Origin of the sequence: Streptomyces sp. NPDC005866 (assembly GCF_040629895.1) — a bacterium.
In the GTDB taxonomy this organism is placed as follows: Bacteria; Actinomycetota; Actinomycetes; order Streptomycetales; family Streptomycetaceae; genus Streptomyces.
This window is the reverse complement of the sequence record NZ_JBEXWP010000016.1, coordinates 99,711-118,794: the sequence shown is the minus strand read 5'-3', so window position 1 is coordinate 118,794 and position 19,084 is coordinate 99,711. Positions and strand designations below refer to the sequence as shown.

Sequence of the window (19,084 nt, the reverse complement as noted above, 5' to 3'; positions counted from 1 at the left end):
GGGAGCCGGTGGACGACCGGCTTCCCGCGTCACATCCCCCAGGCGATTGGATATCCGTGTCTCTTCCGTCTGCTCGCAGTGGCCGACGCGCGCCCCTGCGAAGAATCCTCATAGCCGCCGTGTCCCTGGCCGCCGCGGCGGCGCCCCTGACCGTCGCCCCGGCCCAGGCCGCCGCGCCACCGTCCGGCCTCACCGTCTATGTCTCCCCGGCCGGCAAGGACACCGGCCCCGGCACCGCCGCACACCCCTTCGAAACGCTGGAACACGCACGGGACTATGTGCGCGACGCCAAGAACAAGACCGACGGCGACGTCCACGTCCGGCTGCTGTCCGGCACCTACCGGCTCAGCCGCACCTTCACCCTGACCGCCCAGGACTCCGGCAGGGACGGGCAGAAGATCGTCTACGAAGCCGCTCCGGGCGCGCACCCGGTGATCAGCGGCGGCAAGCAGGTCACCGGCTGGACCCCGGCCGACACCGGCGGGAAGGTCTACAAGGCCAAGCTGACCGGCGTCGACACCCGCCAGCTCTACGTGAACGGCGAGCTGAGGACCCGCGCCCGCAGCGGCAAGGACCCCTCCGGCTTCAGTAAGACCTCCACCGGCTACACCTTCACCGACACTGGCATCAGTAACTACCAGCACCCCTCGGACCTCGAAGTCGTCAGCTCCTGGGGCTGGAAGCTCATGCGCTGCCCCGTGGCGTCGATCTCCGGCAACGCCATGACGATACGGCAGCCGTGCTGGCACAACGCCAACCTCCAGCAGGGCCAGGAGATCCAGACCCCGACCTGGCTGGAGAACGCCCGCGAACTGCTGGACCGCCCGGGGGAGTGGTACCTGGACAAGGGTGCGGGCGAGATCTACTACATGCCCGAGCCGGGCGAGAACATCAGGACCGCGGACGTCACAGTACCCGTGGTGCAGGACCTGGTCGACCTGAACGGCACCCGTGACCGCCCCGTCACGGACGTGGCCTTCCAGGGCATCACCTTCTCCTACTCCACCTGGCTCGAACCGAGTTCGCCCGACGGGCTCATCGAGGGCCAGGCCGGCTTCCGGATGGTCGGCGACGGCAACCCGACCTTCGACTCCACCCGCCTGAAATGGAAAAAGACGCCCGGCGCCGTCAATGTCAGCCACGGACAGGGCATCGAGTTCACCGGGGACACCTTCACCCACCTCGGTGCCGTGGGCCTGAACTTGAACACCGGCACCCAGCACACGACGGTCACCGGCAACGTCTTCCGCCAGATCGCCGCGACCGGCATCCAGATCGGCGGAGTCACCTGGGGCGACGCCCATCCCGACGACGCCCGCGACATCACGAAGGACACCCTGGTCGACAACAACGTCGTGACCAAGGTCGCCGACCAGTACAACGGCTCGCTCGGCATCCTGGCCGGCTACACCGACTCCACAGTGATCACTCACAACGAGGTCCACGACCTGCCCTACAGCGGTATCTCCGTCGGCTGGGGCTGGGGACTGACCGACCAGGGCGGCAACTCCGCGTACCCGGACAACGCCGGCATCTCGGTCTCCGGCACCCCAACCATCAGCCGTGACAACGTCGTCAGCGACAACGAGATCAGCGACATCATGAAGTCGCAGGCCGACGGCGGAGCGGTCTACACCCTCAGCAGCGACCCCGGCGGCAAGGTCTCCGGCAACTACATCCACGACGTCCCGGCCCCGGCCTACGGCGCCGTCTACCACGACGAGGGCAGCCGGCACTGGGAGAACACCGGCAACGCCTTCTGCGACATCGCTTTCCAGTGGCTGCTGATGAACCACGCCACGGACAACACGGCGAAGGGCAACTACACCACCCAACCCGCCTTCAGCGTCCAGTACCTGAGCCAGAACAACGATGTCAGCGGCAATGTCACCGTCGGCTCGTGCGAGCAGCTGCCCGCCTCGATCGTGAACAACGCCGGCCTCCAGGAGCCCTACCGGCACCTCGACCCGGGCCCCGCGGTCACCGACCACCAGGCGCCCACCGCACCCGGCACCCCGGCCGCGGTCACCGACTTCCCGACCGTCGCCGACCTCGACTGGCCCGACGCCACCGACGACACCGCGGTCACCGGCTACTCGGTCTACCAGGACGGCAAGCTCGTCAACGCCTCAGGCAAGACCTCCGTACGCCTCTCCGGACTCACGGCGGGCAGGACATACACCTTCACCGTCACCGCCCGTGACGCGGCCGGCAACGAGTCCAAGCCGAGCCCGGCCCTGACGGTCACCCTGCCCGACGGCCAGGACCTGGCGCTGAGGAAGCCGGTCACCGCCTCCTCCGACTCGGAGGGGAACGTCCCGGCGAAGGCGGTCGACGGTGACCTGTCGACGCGCTGGGCGCAGGGCCTGGGGCTGCCCGACCCGTCGTGGATCCAGGTCGACCTCGGAGCCTCGTACGACGTGAACGGCGCGATCACCACCTTCGAGAAGAGCAGCGGCTACGAGTACCGCGTCGAGGTGTCGCCGGACGAGGTCCACTGGCGCAACCTCACGGACCACACCGCCGAGAACACCACGTCGATGACCGACTACGCCCACACCGACGCCCCCGTCGCCGGCCGCTTCGTACGGCTGACCGTGACCGGCTCCAGCGGCAACGGCGGCAGTATCTTCGACTTCCAGGTCTACGGCACCGCCCGCGCACCCGGCTCGGACCACACCGCCCCCACCTCGCCCGGACAGCCCACCGCCAAGGCGCTGCTGCCCGGCCTGGTGGACGTCCGCTGGCCGGCCGCCACCGACGACACGAGTGTGACCAGCTACGTCGTCTACCGGGATGGCCAGCGGGTCGGCGTCACCGACGCGACGACGCTGAGGGTCGGAGGCCTGAAGCCGGAGACTAAGTACTCCTTCACCGTCGTGGCCCGCGACGCCGAACTCAACGCCTCCGAGCCCAGCCCGGCCGCCGAGGTGACCACCCCGCCCGACGACGACCTGGCGCTGGACAAGACCGCTACGGCCTCCTCCGACTCGGAAGGAAACGTTCCTGCGAAGGCGGTCGACGGTGATCTGTCGACGCGCTGGGCCCAGGGCCTCGGGCTGCCCGACCCGTCCTGGCTCCAGGTGGACCTCGGCAAGGACACCAGCGTCTCCGCCGTGGTCACCACCTTCGAGAAGTCCGGCGGCTACAGGTACCGCCTGGAGTACTCCACCGACGGCGGGAACTGGTCGACGTTCGAGGACCACACCGCCGAGAACACCGTCGCACAGACCAATTACTCCTTCGCCGACGAGCCCGTCACCGCCCGCTACCTCCGCCTGACCGTCACCGGCTCCAGCTGGAACGGCGGCAGCGTCTACGAACTCCAGGCGTACGGCGGCTTCTGAGCCCTCCGCTCCGCTCCCGGCCGTCACCTCACCACAGAAACGAAAGCCAGGATGAAGATCACCCATGCCGAAGTACACCGGATCGACGTTCCGGCGGCCAGCCCGCCCTTCCGCTGGCGGGACGGGCTGAGCGGCAGCGCTCCGGCCGGCGACGGGGCGGTGCTGCACCTCGGCACGGATGAGGGGGCCGAGGGAGTGGCCCTGTTCGCCCGCCCTGGAGCCTTCACCACGCTCACGGAGCTGGTGGACCGGGTCTTCCGCGAGGAACTGGTCGGAGCCGACCCGTTCCAGCGGGAGTGGCTGTGGCACCGGGTGTGGGAGCTCGACCGTATCCACGAACTCCCGCTCCCCACCCTGGGCCTGATCGACATCGCCCTGTGGGACCTGGCCGGCCGCTACCACGGCCAGCCGGTCTGGCGCCTGCTCGGCGGCTTCCGGGAGAGCATCCCGGCCTACGCCTCCACCTCGACGTTCGCCAGCACCGCGGAGTTCCTCGACGTCGCGGACCAGTGCCTGGCCCTCGGCTACCGGGGCATCAAGCTGCACGCCTGGGGCGACGCCCGCCGGGACGCCGGGCTCTGCCTGGCCCTGCGCGAGCACGTCGGCCCGGACGTGCCCCTGATGTACGACGGCTCGGCCGGTTTCGACCTGCCCGACGCGATCCGCGTCGGTCGGGCCCTCTCCGAGGCCGACTACCTCTGGTACGAGGAGCCGATGCGCGAGTTCAGCGTCTCCGCGTACCGGCAGCTCGCCGAGGCCGTGGACGTCCCGCTGCTGGTGGCCGAGACCTCCGACGGGGCCCATATGAACTCCGCCGACTTCATCCGGGCCGGCGCCGCCACCTTCGGCGTACGGGCCGGCACCACCCTCCGGGGCGGCATCACCGGCGCCATGCGCACCGCCCACCTCGCCGACGCCTACCGGCTGCGCGCCGAGGTGCACGGTTCGGACATCCCCAACCACCACCTGTGCATGGCCATCTCCAACACCACCTACTACGAGTCCCTGGTGACCGCGACGACGGTCGTACGCGAGCGCCATGTGGACGACCAGGGCCTGGTCCACGCCCCCACCGGGCCCGGCATCGCCCTTCCCCTCGACTTCGGCTACGGCAGGGACCTCCTGCCGTTCGTCGAACAGCCGCGCTGACCGGCAAGAACAGAAAGGCAAGACGATGAGGTCTTCCGTGTCCCTGAGAGCGGGCCGACGCCGCTCCGCTCTGCGTACGACGGCCGCCGTGCTCTCCCTGTCCACCGCGGCGCTCCTGGCCGGCTGTGCCAGCGCCGACACCACCTCCCCGTCCACCCCCAGGCAGTCGACCTTCAAACCGGTGACGCAGAAGGACAGTTCGCAGATCACGGTGTGGACGGACTCGACCCGTCTGCCGTCGGTGCAGGCGTACCAGAAGGCCCATCCGAACGTGAAGATGGACATCGTCACGTACGACGGCGGTGCCGACGGCTCGACCTACCTCCAGTCCAAGGTGCAGCTGTTCGACCGGACCGGCGGCGGCTGGCCCGACGTCGTCTTCGGCTCGCCCACCGATGTGACCTGGGCCTCGGAGCCCACCAAGCCCGGCGTGCAGCCGTTCGCCGCACCGCTGGACGGTGACCTCGTCCCGCGGAACACACTGGACGGCTTCGCCAAGGGCTCCCTGACACCCTGTCAGTTCAACGGCCACACCTACTGCCTGCGCAACGACATCGCGCAGGTCGTCCTCTGGTACGACAAGTCCCTCATGGACAAGTGGGGTTACCAGGTCCCCGTGACCTGGGAGGAGTACCAGACCCTCGGCAAGCGGGCGGCGAAGGAGCACCCCGGCTATGTCGTCGGCTCGGTCGGCGACACCAACTCTCACGAGTCGTACTTCTGGTCGGGCCAGTGCCCGGCCTTCGACCTGGTGCGGCCGGACACCCTGCGCACCGCTCTGCAGGACCCGCACTGCACCCGCACGGCCAAGCTCCTCGACGGCCTGATCGACGCCAAGGCCGTCACCACGAAGGGCTTCTTCAGCCAGGGCTTCGCCAAGGACAGCGGCGGCAAGGTCCTGATGGCGTACGGCCCCTCCTGGTACGGCCAGTACCTCTTCAAGTCCGCCTTCAAGACCCCGGCCAAGCAGATCGCCGCGGCGCCTCCGCTCAAGTGGCAGGGGGAGACCGCCACGGCCACCGGCAACGTGGGCGGCGGGGTCTGGATGGTGTCCTCGCACAGCGCCAACCTCAAGGCCTCCACGGACCTGGTCACCTGGCTCACCACCTCCGACGAGAACCAGGCGACCGCGCCCACCTACCCCGCCTACACCAAGGCCGCGCAGGCCTGGCTGAAGAACCCCGCCAACAGCGACTACTTCGCCAACGACGTGAGCGCGGCGTTCCAGCAGGCCGCGAACGAGGTGTGGACCGGCTGGTCGAACACCAGGTTCTCGGACGCCACCGCCTGGTCCAGTGTCGTCCTGCCCGCCCTGACGGCCGGAAAGAGCCTGACCGAGACGCTGCCGGCCTGGCAGCACGAGATCGGCAACGAGGCGAAGGCACACGGATACAAGGTGGTCGGCCAGTGACCCTGCTGGAGACCGAGCGCGTCGCCGTCTCCCTGCCGCGCCACGGCAGACCACCGCGGCGCGGCGGCCGCGGCCGCGCGGGCTACTGGTTCGTCGCCGGATACACGCTGCTGCTGCTCGCCTTCGGCGTCGTCCCGACCGCCTACTCCTTCTACCTGGCGTTCACCAACGACCGCGGCCAGTTCACCGGGCTGAACCAGTTCATCAAGGTCGCCCAGGACTACCGCTTCGGTCCGGCCTTCGGCCACATGCTGATCTACCTGCTGCTGTGGCTGGTCGCTCTCGTGGTCCTGGTCGTCCTGGTCGCGGTGATCCTGCGCGGCCGGGTCCGGCCCGGCACCTCGGCGCTCTTCCGCTTCCTCTACTACATCCCCGGCGCCCTGGCCGGCGTCGCCGGCGTCCTGGTCTGGCTGTTCATGCTGGACCCGGACGTCAGCCCGGTGTCCTGGCTGCTGAAGAGCATGGGCATGCAGACCTTCGCGGCCGTCCTGGCCCCCGCCAACCTGCCGTTGATCCTCATGCTCATCGCCTTCTGGACCGGCGCCGGCGGCTGGATGGTCGTGATGTACGGGGCGCTCAACAACATCCCCGACGAGGTACTGGAAGCCGCGCGGATGGACGGCGCGGGCCCCTGGCGTACCGCCTGGCACATCCAGATCCCGATGATCAGGCAGTGGATCGTCTACATGACCATCATGGCGTTCGCGACCGGCACCCAGCTGTTCGTCGAGCCGCAACTGCTGCAGACGGCGAGCCTGGGCCGGGTCAGCCCCACCTGGTCACCCAACCAGCTCGCGTACGTCTACGCCTTCCAGCAGGGCGACTTCAACGGCGCCGCCGCCATCTCCGTCGTCCTTCTCGCCGTGGGCCTCCTGGCCGCCGGGCTGCTGGTCGCCCGCTCGAACCTGTTCACGTTGGATGAGTCATGACGCAATCAAGTCCCTTCCCGGCAGCGGCGATCCGGCGCATCCGGCCGTCCCGAGCCCTGTCCTTCCTGGTCGTGGCTGTGCTGCTGGCCTTCCTGCTGGTGTTCTTCGTCCTGCCGGTGATCTGGCTGCTGCTCGCGCCGTCCAAGACGGCCGGGGAGGTCGTCCGCGACAATCCCTTGTCCTTCGGCTCGTTCGGGCAGATCGGAGCCGCCTGGCGCCATCTCTTCGCCTTCCAGGACGGCGCCATGCTCACCTGGCTGCGGAACTCGGCGATCTACTCCGGCGGTTCGCTCGTCCTGACCCTGGCCGTCAGCGTGCCGGCCGGCTACGCCCTGGCCCTGACGAGGTTCAGGGGCCGAAAGACCCTGCTCGTGGTCACCCTCGTCACCATGATCATGCCGCAGGCCACCCTGGTACTGCCGATCTTCCTGGAGCTCAACCGCTTCCACCTCATCGGCACCGTCTGGTCGGTGATCCTGCCCTTCTCCTTCTACCCGTTCGGCGTGTACCTCGTGTACATCTACTTCGGCAGCAGCCTGCCCAGGGACCTGCTGTCGGCGGCGCGGATCGACGGCTGCACCGAATGGCAGCTCTTCTCCCGCATCGCGCTGCCGCTGGCCAAGCCGGTGATCGGACTGGTCGCGTTCTTCAGCTTCGTCGGCAACTGGAACAACTTCTTCCTGCCGTACCTGGTCCTGCCGAACAGCGACCAGTACCCGGTCCAGGTGGGCCTGAACCAACTGCTCACATCCACACCGTCCTTCAACCCGGTCGCTGGAGCAGGCCTGAACATCACGATCCCCGAACTGGCCCTGGCGATCGTCGTCGCGATCCTGCCGGTCCTGGTGCTTTTCCTCTTCTCCCAGCGAACGCTGGTGTCGGGGATGCTCGCGGGAGCGACCAAGGAATAAGCGGTACCGGGAAAGGCGCGGTGCCTAGAGCGCCCCTTAGGGGCGCGGGAACTACGCGACCAGTCACAACGCACCCGCAGACACCAAAAGCATCTTCTGCAGCTCCCGCGCAGCCCTGGGCGGCGCCACATCACTCCGGTGCGCCAAAGCGATCGTCCGATGCAACCCCGGCCGAGCCAGCGGAGTGACCCGCAACCCCCGCCCCGACCGAGCGGCGACCATCCGGGGCACCACGGCCACCCCCAACCCGGCCCGCACAAACCCCAGCACCGCGTCCATCTCGCCCCCCTCCACGGCAAAACTCGGCTCGAACCCAGCGGAGCGGCACGCGGCGACGGTCAGCTCCCGCAGGTCGTAGCCGTGCCGGAACATCACCAGCCGCTCCCCCTCCAGGTCGGAGATCTCCACCCCGCCCCGCCCCCGCCCGGGCACCGTCGCCTCGGGCGAGGACACCACCACCAGGTCCTCCCGCAACAGCTCGACCGTGGTCAGCGCGGGCGACGCCGGCGGCAGCGGCAGCACGATCAGGGCCAGATCCAGCGCCCCGCGCGCCAGCTCCCGTACCAGGTCATGGGAGCCGCTCTCCTCGATCAGCAGCTGGATCCCGGGATAGCGGTCGTGGAACGCCCGCAGCACATCCGGCAGCAACCCGGTGCACAGGCTCGGCGTCGCCCCCAGCCGAACCCGGCCGCTGCGCAGCTGCACCAGCTCCTGCACCTCGTGCCGGGCGGTGTCCGCGTCCGCGAGGATCCGCCGGGCCAGCGGCAGCAGCGCCTCACCCGCGTCGGTGAGGGTGATGTTGCCCCGGGCCCGCAGAAACAGATCCGCCCCCAGCTCCCGCTCCAGCGCCTTGATCTGCTGGGAGAGCGAGGGCTGGGCGACATGGACCAGCTCGGCGGCCCGGGTGAAGTGCCGGGTCTCGGCCACGGCGACAAAGTACTGAAGCTGCTGGAACTGCATGGTGACACGATAGCTCCCGGCTATGGAATCGAGCCGGACCATGTCTTGGACCGATCGGGTCCTCGGGCTCTACCGTCCTCAACATGGCTCTGGCAACGCGGACGGACCGACGGCCGTCCATGGCGCGCACGATGTGGGACAGCTCCGTCGGCAAGAAGACCGTGATGGCCGTCAGCGGCCTGATCATGCTGCTCTACCTGGTCGTGCACATGATCGGCAACCTGAAGATCTACTTCGGGGCGGGCGAATTCAACCATTACGCCCACTGGCTGCGCACCGTCGGCGAACCCTTCATGCACTACGAGTGGACGCTCTGGCTCATCCGGATCGTCCTGGTCGTCGCCGTGGTCGCCCACGCCACGTCCGCGTACCAGCTCAGCCGCCGTGACATCAGGGCGCGCCCCACCAAGTACGTGCACGGCAGGCCCCGGGCCGGCTACGCGACCCGCACCATGCGCTGGGGCGGGATCATCCTCGGCCTGTTCATCGTCTGGCACATCCTCGACCTGACCACCGGCACCGTGCACTCCGGCGGCTTCCAGGAGGGCCACCCGTACCAGAACGTCGTGGACACCTTCTCCACCTGGTACGGCAACGTCATCTACATCGTCGCGATGCTCGCGCTCGGCCTGCACGTCCGGCACGGCTTCTGGAGCGCCGCCCAGACCCTCGGCGTCGGCAGCCGCACCCGCGACCGCGCCCTCAAGACCGTCGCCAACGTCCTCGCGCTGCTGCTCACGGCCGGCTTCATCGCCGTACCCGTGGGTGTCATGACCGGAGTGGTGAGCTGAACATGACCGACTACGTGAACTACACGACCGGCGAAGCCGTGGCCGACGGCAAGGCGCCCTCCGGACCGATCAACGAACGCTGGGACAAGCGCCGTTTCGAGGCCAAGCTGGTCAACCCCGCCAACCGGCGCAAGCACACCGTGATCGTCGTCGGCACCGGCCTCGCCGGGGGCTCCGCCGGGGCCACCCTCGCCGAACAGGGCTACCACGTCGTCCAGTTCTGCTACCAGGACTCCCCGCGCCGCGCGCACTCCATCGCCGCGCAGGGCGGTATCAACGCGGCGAAGAACTACCGCAACGACGGCGACTCCATCCACCGGCTGTTCTACGACACCGTCAAGGGCGGTGACTTCCGGGCCCGTGAGTCGAACGTCCACCGGCTCGCGCAGATCTCCGTCGAGATCATCGACCAGTGCGTGGCGCAGGGCGTGCCGTTCGCCCGTGAGTACGGTGGTCTGCTCGACACCCGGTCGTTCGGCGGTGTGCAGGTGTCCCGGACCTTCTACGCCCGCGGCCAGACGGGCCAGCAACTGCTGCTCGGCGCGTACCAGGCACTGAGCCGGCAGATCGCCGCCGGGAACGTGGAGATGCATCCGCGCACCGAGATGCTCGACCTGATCGTCGTCGACGGACGGGCGCGCGGCATCGTGGCCCGGGATCTGATCACCGGTCGCATCGACACGTACTTCGCGGACGCCGTCGTACTGGCCAGCGGCGGCTACGGCAACGTCTTCTACCTGTCGACGAACGCCATGAACTCCAACGCGACCGCCGTCTGGCGGGCGCACCGGCGTGGCGCCTACTTCGCCAACCCGTGCTTCACCCAGATCCACCCCACCTGCATCCCGCGCACCGGCGACCACCAGTCCAAGCTCACCCTGATGAGCGAGTCGCTGCGCAACGACGGCCGGATCTGGGTGCCCAAGGCCAAGGGCGACACCCGGCCCGCCAACCAGATCCCCGAGGACGAGCGCGACTACTACCTGGAGCGCATCTACCCGTCCTTCGGCAACCTCGTCCCGCGCGACATCGCCTCCCGCGCCGCGAAGAACGTCTGCGACGAGGGGCGGGGGGTCGGGCCCGGTGGGCAGGGCGTCTATCTCGACTTCGCCGACGCCGTCGCGCGGATGGGGCGGAAGGCCGTAGAGGCGAAGTACGGCAACCTCTTCGACATGTACCAGCGGATCACCGACGAGGATCCGTACCAGGTGCCGATGCGGATCTATCCCGCCGTGCACTACACGATGGGCGGCCTGTGGGTCGACTACGACCTGCAGACCACCGTCCCGGGCCTGTTCGCGATCGGCGAGGCCAACTTCTCCGACCACGGGGCGAACCGGCTCGGCGCGTCCGCGCTGATGCAGGGCCTGGCCGACGGCTACTTCGTGCTGCCGGCGACCATCAACGACTACCTCGCCCGCAACCCCCACCAGGAGGCGGTGACGGCCGGACACCCCGCCGTACAGGAGGTGCTGGCGGAGACGGAGGACCGGCTGAACCTGCTGCTGTCCGTCGACGGCGACCGTACGGCCGACTCCTTCCACCGTGAACTCGGCGAACTGATGTGGGAGTTCTGCGGTATGGCCCGTACGGACTCCGGGCTGCGCAAGGCACTTGAACGCATCCCGCAGATCCGCGAGGAGTTCTGGCGGCGCATCAAGGTGCCCGGGACGGGTGAGGAGTTCAACCAGTCCCTGGAGAAGGCCAACCGCATCGTCGACTACCTGGAACTCGCCGAGCTGATGTGCCTCGACGCGCTGCACCGCGCCGAGTCCTGCGGCGGTCACTTCCGCGAGGAGTCCCAGACTCCCGACGGCGAAGCCGCCCGCAGGGACGACGAGTTCGCGTACGCGGCCGCCTGGGAGTTCACCGGCACCGGGGACGCCCCGGTGCTGCACAAGGAAGACCTGGTCTTCGAGTACGTCCACCCCACCCAGCGGAGCTACGCATGAAGCTCACCCTGCGCGTCTGGCGGCAGAAGAACGCCGACGCCGACGGCGCGATGTCCACATACGAGGTGGACGGCATCTCGTCGGACATGTCCTTCCTGGAGATGCTCGACACCCTCAACGAGGAGCTCATCCTCAAGGGCGAGGACCCGGTCGCCTTCGACCACGACTGCCGCGAGGGGATCTGCGGCGCGTGTTCCCTTGTGATCAACGGGGATGCGCACGGTCCCGAGCGGACCACCACCTGCCAGCTGCACATGCGGTCCTTCAAGGACGGCGACACGATCGACATCGAACCGTGGCGGGCGGCCGCCTTCCCGGTGATCAAGGACCTGGTGGTCGACCGGACCGCGTTCGACCGGATCATCCAGGCCGGCGGGTACATCACCGCGCCGACCGGGTCCGCGCCTGAGGCGCACGCCACGGCGGTGCCGAAGGCCGACGCCGACTTCGCGTTCGAACACGCGGAGTGCATCGGGTGCGGGGCGTGTGTCGCGGCCTGCCCCAACGGGGCGGCGATGCTCTTCACCTCCGCCAAGATCAATCATCTGAACGTGCTGCCCCAGGGGGCGCCCGAGCGGGAGACGCGGGTGCTGGACATGGTGGCGCAGATGGACGACGAGGGCTTCGGCGGGTGCACCCTGACGGGGGAGTGCGCGACGGCCTGCCCGAAGGGGATCCCCCTGGTGTCCATCACGAGCATGAACAAGGAGTGGCTGCGGGCCACCCGGAAGGCGGGGAAGCGGTAGCGCCGTAGGGGGCGCTTCGGTGAACGTTCGCCGACAAGTGCGGACGGGCGGGGTCGGGACTGGTGCTCCCCGGCCCCGTCTCGCCGTTCGCCGACCGTCCTCCAGGGGCGCGCAACGGCCCGGCTGGGTCACGGTAACGTTGCCTCAGCGCGTCCATCAGGCCACGCGCGGGGGTGCACCACCCCCCGATTCCCGGCATTCAGCAGTCGCACATCCCCGGGTCCCGCGCACGTCACGCCGAGTCCAGCCTGCCAAGGAAGAAAGCAGGTGCAGATTTCCTCAGCTTCCGCTCGGCGCAGGAGACCTCCATGACCGCCATGCCCGCCTCACCCCCCGCTCTCGCCGCCCCATCCGGGGACTCCGGCTATCTGGTGCAGCTCGCCCGTGACGAGGACGACGTCCGGGCCGCGCAGCGACTTCGCTACCAGGTGTTCGCCGGAGAGATGGGCGCCCGGCTCGACGGGCCGGAACCGGGTCTGGACGTGGACGCCTTCGACGCGTTCTGCGACCACCTCCTGATCCGTGAAGCCCTCACCGGCGAGGTCGTCGGCACCTACCGACTGCTGCCGCCCGAGCGTGCCGCGGTCGCCGGCCGCCTGTACTCCGAGGGCGAGTTCGACCTGAGCCCGCTCGACGGCATCCGCCCCGGACTGGTCGAGGTGGGCCGCTCCTGTGTGCACCCCGCCCACCGCGACGGCGCCGTGATCGGCCTCATCTGGGCCGGCATAGCCCGGTACATGGTGGACCGCGGCCACGAGTGGCTGGCCGGCTGCTGCTCCATTCCGCTCGCCGACGGCGGTGCCCTCGCGGCCGCCACCTGGGAGCGCGTGCAGGCCAAGCACCTCGCCCCGGAGGAGTTTCGGGTACGACCGCTGCGGCCGTGGGTCCCCGAGGGGCCGGCTCCGGAGGGCCGTACCGAACTGCCGGCGCTGCTCCGCGGCTACCTGCGCCTCGGCGCCTGGGTGTGCGGCGAGCCCGCGCACGACCCGGACTTCGGGGTCGCCGACATGTACGTCCTGCTGTCGATGCGCCGGGTCAACTCGCGCTATCTGCGGCACTTCCTCTCGCTCGTCCCGGCCTGATGAGCGTCTGGCTGCCCAGCGCGCCGTGCACCCCGGGCGCGTGCGTGGAGTCCGCGGGGTCCCTCACCGTCGTACCCCGTGCCGTGCTGCGGTTCGCCGCGGTCGTGGCCCTGATGCTGACCGCGATCGTGCTGCTCCCGCTCGGCGGGCGGATCCCCGCCGAGTGGGTGCGGCGGTTCTCCCGGCTGGTCGTCCGGGCCGCCGGGGTCCGGGTCCGGGTCACCGGCAGTGCCCCCGGCACCGGTGGGGTGCTCCTTGTCGCCAACCACATCTCCTGGTTGGACATCCCACTGCTGGCCGCCGTACGGCCGGCGCGGATGCTCGCCAAGAAGGAGATCCGCGAGTGGCCGGTGGCCGGTGCGCTGGTGGCCGGCGCCGGGGCGCTGTTCATCGACCGGGACCGGCTGCGCGCGCTGCCGGAAACGGTCGCCCGGATCTCGGGCGCGCTGCGGGAGGGTGTCGCGGTGGTCGCCTTCCCGGAGGGCAGCACCTGGTGCGGCCGGGCCCAGGGCCGGTTCCGCCGGGCCGTGTTCCAGGCCGCCCTGGACGCCGGCGCGCCCGTGCAGCCGGTGCGCCTGCACTACCGGCTGGAAGCGGGAGAGGCCAGCACCGTGCCCGCCTACGTCGGCGAGGACACGCTGCTGGCGTCCCTGTGGCGAGTGGTGTCGACCCGCGGCCTGGTGGCCGAGGTGGACATACGGCCGCTGATACCGGCCGGCAGCCACCCGGACCGTCGCACCCTCGCCCGCGCCGCCCAGCCGGTGACCCACGAGCCGGCCTGGACGCACGCGGCTCTGGTGAGCCCCGGCAAGGGCTCTCAGTGGTCGGTCTCCAATTGGAGCTTGAGCAAGTCGGCGCCGTAGTCACCGCCGTTGGGCGTGCGGGTGATGGTGTGGACGTGCTGCTGGGTCGGCGTGCCGCCCGGACCGCCCATGCCACCGCCGCCTGTCGGCCGGTCACCGGCCGGCATCCCCGTGAGCCGGCCGGTCAGCCGGCCGGTGGGCTGTCCTGAGGGCTGCCCCGTGGGCTGGCCGCCGCCCGTCCGAGTTCCCTGGGCGAGCGGGACTGGGCGTCGTACTCGACGGCAGGGGCAACCTGTTAGCGTTCCTGAAGATCATCGGGGGAGGTACCGAGACAGACAGGGCCCGGGCGCCACGGACGCGGACGTACGGATCGTGGGGGCTGTGCATCGGGGGAGACTCCGTACGGGCGACTCGCCGGGCAGGGACAAACCCCGCGAGTCCAGCCCGTGCGGTTCGTCAGGACTGCGGAGGGTTGTTGCGGTTCCGCTCCTGCTCGATGTAGTCGTCGGCCCTCTTCTGGGCCATGTCGACCTGGGACTGGTACTTGTTTCCGGTCCGCTGGTCGATCATGTCGCCGCCCTTGTCGACGCCCTGTTTGGCCTGGTCCTCGTGGCCCTTGAGCATGCCCTTGAGCTTGTCCAGCATGGACATGGCAGCCCTCCTCGCTGGTTGAGACTTCCTCCCAGCGTCACCGGGCCGGGCCCGGTCCGCATCTCGGCGGGCGTCCCCGTGCGGGGCCGCCATGCCTGTGCCAGCTTGGAAGACGCGGATTCCCGCCGCCCGCAGAAAGGCCTGGCCCCATGAGCACTCCCGGTTTCGGATTCGGACGCAGTCCCTTCGAGGAGTTCGACGAGCTGATGTCCCGCTTCTTCGGCGGATCCGGACCGGGCACACCGGCCCGCCGTCCGCAGCGCGTCGACGTCGGCAGCCTGCTGTCCGAGCGGGCGCGAGAGCTGGTGGCCGAGGCCAGGGGCCTCGCCGCCGTCGAGGGCAGCGAGGAACTGGACGCCAGGCATCTGCTGGCCGCGGCCACCTCCCATGAGTCCACCCGCCGGCTGCTCACCGAGGCGGGCGCGGACCCCGACCAGCTCCGCGAGCGGCTCACCGCCGGTCACGGCGGCGGTGAGAGGACTGAGCCCACGGCCTTCACCCCGGCCGCCAAGCGCGCCCTGCTCGACGCCTACCAGATCTCCCGCGCCGAGGGCGCCTCCTACATTGGCCCCGAGCATCTGCTTCGTGCGCTCGCCGCGAACCCGGAGTCGACGGCCGGGCGGGCGCTCGGCGAAGGCGGCTGGGAGCCGACCCGGATGCCGGCCGAGGGCGCGGGGGAGCGGAAGAAACCCAGCACCACGCCGACCATCGACGAGTACGGCCGTGATCTCACCGAGGACGCGCGGGCCGGGCGCCTGGACCCGGTGATCGGGCGGGACGAGGAGGTCGAGCAGACCATCGAGGTGCTCTCCCGGCGCAGCAAGAACAACCCCGTCCTGATCGGTGACCCCGGTGTCGGCAAGACCGCCATCGTCGAGGGCATCGCGCAGCGGATCGTCGCCGGCGACGTGCCCAAGACCCTCGAAGGCAAGCGGCTGGTCTCCCTGGACCTGGCCGGAATGGTGGCCGGCACCAAATACCGGGGCGAGTTCGAGGAACGGCTGAAGAAACTCCTCCACGAGGTCCGCGAGCACAGTGACGAACTGGTGCTGTTCCTGGACGAGTTGCACACCGTCGTCGGCGCCGGCGGGGGCGGCGACGGAGCCCTCGACGCGGGCAACATCCTCAAACCCGCCCTCGCGCGCGGCGAGTTGCACCTCATCGGCGCGACCACCGTCGACGAGTACCGCAGGCACATCGAGAAGGACGCGGCCCTGGAACGCCGGTTCGCGCCCATCCTGGTCGGTGAGCCCACCGTCGACGACACCATCGAGATCCTGCGCGGTCTGCGCGACCGCTACGAGGCCCACCACCAGGTCCGCATCACCGACGAGGCCCTCGTCGCGGCGGCCGAGCTCTCCGACCGGTACATCACCTCCCGCTTCCTGCCCGACAAGGCGATCGACCTGATGGACCAGGCCGCCGCCCGGGTCCGGCTGCGCTCGAAGACCCCGCCCACCGACACCCGGGACATCGAGGACCGGATCGCCGCCCTGAACCGGGAGAAGGACCAGGCCGTCGCCGACGAGGAGTACGAACGCGCCAAGGAGGTCCGCGACCGGATCAAGGAGACCGAGGCCGAGCTGGAGCGGGCGGGCACGGCCGAAGAGCACGCGCCCAAGGTCACCGCCGAGGACATCGCCGAGGTCGTCTCCCGCACCACCGGCATCCCGGTCGCCCAGCTCACCGAGGAGGAGCGGGAGCGGCTGATGAAGCTGGAGGAGCACCTCCACGAGCGGGTCGTCGGCCAGGACGAGGCGATCACCGCCGTCGCCCGCGCGGTCCGCCGCGCCCGCGCCGGCATGAGCGACCCCAACCGCCCCGTCGGCAGCTTCCTCTTCCTGGGCCCGACCGGCGTCGGCAAGACCGAGCTGGCCCGCGCCCTGGCCGCCGCCCTCTTCGGCGACGAGAGCCGCATGATCCGCCTGGACATGAGCGAGTTCCAGGAGCGCCACACGGTCTCCCGGCTGGTCGGCGCCCCGCCCGGATACGTCGGCCACGAGGAGGCCGGTCAGCTCACCGAGGCGGTGCGCAGGCAGCCGTACGCCGTGCTGCTCCTTGACGAGGTGGAGAAGGCGCACCCGGACGTCTTCAACACCCTGCTCCAGCTGCTGGACGACGGCCGTCTCACCGACTCCCGGGGCCGTACCGTCGACTTCAAGAACACGGTGGTCATCATGACGTCGAACATCGGCGCCGACCGTATCCTGGCCGCCGGCACCGAGGACTACACCAAGGTCCGCGAGGCGGTCATGCCGGCCCTCCAGCAGCACTTCCGGCCGGAGTTCCTCAACCGCATCGACGAGATCATCGTCTTCCGCGGCCTGGACCGCACCCAACTGCGCCAGGTCGTCAGCCTGTTGCTGGAGCACACCCGGCGCCGGCTGCACGCCCAGAACGTCTCCCTCGACATCACCGACACGGCGGCCGAGTTGCTGGCCGACCTCGGTCACGAGCCCGACTTCGGCGCCCGCCCGCTGCGTCGCACCATCCAGCGCGAGGTGGACGACCGTCTGGCCGACCTGCTGCTGTCCGGCCAGCTCACGGCGGGCGACCGGGCGGTGGTCGACGCGGCCGACGGCCAGATCGTGATCAGGTCCGACAAGCCGGCCGAGGTCGGCTGATCAGGCCTGCACGAGCGCGGCCAGCCGCCGGTAGGAGTCCAGCAGGGCCGGCCGGTCGTAGGTGCTGGTCGTGACCAGGACCTCGTCGGCGGCCGTCTCCTTCAGAACCGTCTCCAGTTCGTGCGCGACCTGGTCCTCGGTACCGGCAAGGTGCCCGGCGAGGCCGGACTCGTAGAAGCCGCGCTCCTTCACGGTCATCGTCCGGTTCTGCACGGCCTCGGCCGGGGGCAGCGGCGGGAAGGTGCCGTGGGTGCGGGAGTACGCCATCGACCAGGCCTCGGGGACGAGCAGCCGGCGGGCCGCCTCGGGGGTGCCGGCGACGGCGACGGTCCCGGAGATCACGACGTAGGGCTCGGTCGCCCAGGGGGAGGGACGGAAGCGGTCGCGGTAGCGGTCGATGCCGCGTCGCATCCTCTCCCGGTTGCGCAGATCGCCGATGACCATGGGCAGCCCGGCGCGGGCCGCGATGTCCGCGCCCTCGCCCATCGCCAGCACGAACGGCGGCACCCGCAGCCCCTCCGCAGGGCGGGCCCGCACCCCGGTCGGCGAGGTGCCCTCGAACCAGCCGAGCAGCTCACCGAGTTGCGCCGCGAAGTCCTCGGCGTCGTCCTTGTCGCGCCCCAGCGCCCTGCGGACCCCGTCGGTGAAACCCACCGACCGGCCGAGCCCCATGTCGATCCGCCCGGGGAACAACGACTCCAGCACCCCGAACTGCTCGGCCACGATCAGGGGTTGGTGGTTCGGCAGCATGACACCGCCGGTGCCGACCCGGATGGTCCGGGTCGCCGCGGCGACGGCGGCGGCGAGCACGGTCGGAGCCGAACCGGCGACCCCGGGCACACCGTGATGCTCCGACACCCAGAACCGGTGATACCCGAGCGCCTCCACCTCCCGCGCCAGCGCCACGGTGTCCCGCAGCGCCGCACCGGGGGCGTGTCCCTCCCGAGTGCGGGAGCGGTCGAGGACGGAGAACCGGGTCCGGGCGATCAGTGCGTTCACAGACGGTTCAACACCGGGGCGCCCCCATGATTCCCGCCGACGGCCGGTCCCGGAGGTGCGGCAGGCCGCGCTCGTAGGCCCTGACGCGGTGCCGCGGCACCAGGTGGCGGACGCCGTCGACGTTTCTCCGGGACGAGTGCCGGGGCGCTTTCCCGGGCCGTCGGCCCTAGCCCCGGCAGACGGCGCCCCGGGCCGATGTCGTTGCCGCGACTAGGGTTACGGCGTGACCGAGAGCAGTAGGCGTCCGATCGCCGTGTTCGACATCGACAACACCCTCGCCGACACCGCGCACCGGCAGCGGTTCCTGGAGCGCAGGCCCCGGGACTGGGACGCGTTCTTCGCGGCCGCGCCGCACGACCCGCCGCTCGCCGAGGGGATCGCGCTGGCCGTGGCGACCGCGGAGGAGTGCGAGATCGTCTATCTCACCGGGCGGCCCGAGCGCTGCCGGCGCGACACCCTGGAGTGGCTCGCCGCCCAGGGGCTGCCCGAGGGGCGCGTGCACATGCGGCGCAACGCCGACCGCAGGCCCGCCCGGCACACCAAGCTGGAGGTCCTGCGCGGCCTCGCCGAACGACGTGAGGTCCGCGTCCTGGTCGATGACGACGAGCTGGTGTGCGACGACGCCGAACGGGCCGGGTTCACCGTGGTGCGGGCCCGCTGGGCCGACCGCTCGGCCGCGCTGGAGCAGGCCCAGGAGGGGGAGGGGCGGACCTGAGCCCCGCCCGGCCC

Annotated in this window: 15 protein-coding genes; 12 read left to right on the top strand and 3 right to left on the bottom strand. The window is 70.2% G+C overall.

Features of this window, described 5'->3' with window-relative positions; all coding sequences use genetic code 11:
* The first annotated feature begins 119 nt into the window (after positions 1–119).
* The 5 genes from ABZ396_RS23805 to ABZ396_RS23785 are packed head-to-tail and all read left to right on the top strand — an operon-like array spanning position 120 to position 7,747.
* Complete coding sequence (locus ABZ396_RS23805) at positions 120–3,347, top strand: discoidin domain-containing protein (protein WP_358916892.1); 3,228 nt, start codon at positions 120–122, stop codon at positions 3,345–3,347.
* Between the two features lie 51 nt (positions 3,348–3,398).
* The gene (locus tag ABZ396_RS23800) at positions 3,399–4,496 is read left to right on the top strand and encodes an enolase C-terminal domain-like protein (protein WP_358916890.1); all 1,098 of its coding nucleotides are present in this window, start codon (positions 3,399–3,401) and stop codon (positions 4,494–4,496) included.
* A 25-nt stretch (positions 4,497–4,521) separates the two neighbouring features.
* On the top strand, positions 4,522–5,907 hold the full coding sequence (locus ABZ396_RS23795) for an extracellular solute-binding protein (RefSeq protein ID WP_358916888.1): 1,386 nt from the start codon (positions 4,522–4,524) through the stop codon (positions 5,905–5,907).
* Positions 5,904–6,836 carry a sugar ABC transporter permease gene (locus ABZ396_RS23790; protein ID WP_358916886.1) on the top strand — a complete coding sequence of 311 codons (933 nt, stop codon included), beginning with the start codon at positions 5,904–5,906 and terminating at the stop codon, positions 6,834–6,836. Before ABZ396_RS23795 ends, ABZ396_RS23790 begins: the two co-directional genes overlap by 4 nt.
* On the top strand, positions 6,833–7,747 hold the full coding sequence (locus ABZ396_RS23785; protein ID WP_358916884.1) for a carbohydrate ABC transporter permease: 915 nt from the start codon (positions 6,833–6,835) through the stop codon (positions 7,745–7,747). Before ABZ396_RS23790 ends, ABZ396_RS23785 begins: the two co-directional genes overlap by 4 nt.
* Positions 7,748–7,810: 63 nt before the next feature.
* Here the strand turns inward: ABZ396_RS23785 and ABZ396_RS23780 are convergent, their stop codons facing one another.
* Positions 7,811–8,707, bottom strand: coding sequence for a LysR substrate-binding domain-containing protein (locus tag ABZ396_RS23780; protein WP_358916882.1), 897 nt, complete (start codon positions 8,705–8,707; stop codon positions 7,811–7,813).
* Positions 8,708–8,826: 119 nt separating this feature from the next.
* On the opposite strand from ABZ396_RS23780, the gene ABZ396_RS23775 reads away from it, so the two are divergent.
* From ABZ396_RS23775 to ABZ396_RS23755, 5 genes are all read left to right on the top strand, one after another.
* Positions 8,827–9,498: a succinate dehydrogenase gene (locus ABZ396_RS23775; protein ID WP_358916996.1), complete on the top strand. Its 672-nt coding sequence runs from the start codon at positions 8,827–8,829 to the stop codon at positions 9,496–9,498.
* Between the two features lie 2 nt (positions 9,499–9,500).
* Positions 9,501–11,450 carry a fumarate reductase/succinate dehydrogenase flavoprotein subunit gene (locus ABZ396_RS23770; RefSeq protein ID WP_358916880.1) on the top strand — a complete coding sequence of 650 codons (1,950 nt, stop codon included), beginning with the start codon at positions 9,501–9,503 and terminating at the stop codon, positions 11,448–11,450.
* The gene (locus ABZ396_RS23765; RefSeq protein WP_358916878.1) at positions 11,447–12,196 is read left to right on the top strand and encodes a succinate dehydrogenase/fumarate reductase iron-sulfur subunit; all 750 of its coding nucleotides are present in this window, start codon (positions 11,447–11,449) and stop codon (positions 12,194–12,196) included. Before ABZ396_RS23770 ends, ABZ396_RS23765 begins: the two co-directional genes overlap by 4 nt.
* A gap of 317 nt (positions 12,197–12,513) precedes the next feature.
* Positions 12,514–13,278, top strand: coding sequence for a GNAT family N-acyltransferase (locus ABZ396_RS23760; protein WP_358916994.1), 765 nt, complete (start codon positions 12,514–12,516; stop codon positions 13,276–13,278).
* Complete coding sequence (locus tag ABZ396_RS23755; protein ID WP_358916876.1) at positions 13,278–14,141, top strand: lysophospholipid acyltransferase family protein; 864 nt, start codon at positions 13,278–13,280, stop codon at positions 14,139–14,141. The genes ABZ396_RS23760 and ABZ396_RS23755 overlap by 1 nt, the downstream gene beginning before the upstream one ends.
* A gap of 396 nt (positions 14,142–14,537) precedes the next feature.
* On the opposite strand, the gene ABZ396_RS23750 is transcribed toward ABZ396_RS23755, so the two are convergent.
* Positions 14,538–14,732: an antitoxin gene (locus ABZ396_RS23750; RefSeq protein WP_358916874.1), complete on the bottom strand. Its 195-nt coding sequence runs from the start codon at positions 14,730–14,732 to the stop codon at positions 14,538–14,540.
* A gap of 149 nt (positions 14,733–14,881) precedes the next feature.
* Here ABZ396_RS23750 and ABZ396_RS23745 point away from each other — a divergent pair, with 149 nt between their 5' ends.
* Positions 14,882–17,356 (top strand): ATP-dependent Clp protease ATP-binding subunit, encoded by a 2,475-nt coding sequence (locus ABZ396_RS23745; RefSeq protein ID WP_358916872.1) that lies wholly within the window; start codon positions 14,882–14,884, stop codon positions 17,354–17,356.
* Here the strand turns inward: ABZ396_RS23745 and ABZ396_RS23740 are convergent, their stop codons facing one another.
* A complete protein-coding gene (locus tag ABZ396_RS23740; RefSeq protein WP_358916870.1) occupies positions 17,357–18,355 on the bottom strand; it encodes an LLM class flavin-dependent oxidoreductase in 999 nt (332 codons plus the stop codon).
* 223 nt (positions 18,356–18,578) lie between these two features.
* Between ABZ396_RS23740 and ABZ396_RS23735 the strand changes: the two genes are divergently transcribed.
* Entirely contained in the window at positions 18,579–19,070 is a 492-nt protein-coding gene (locus tag ABZ396_RS23735; protein ID WP_358916868.1) for a hypothetical protein, read from the top strand.
* Positions 19,071–19,084 lie beyond the last annotated feature (14 nt).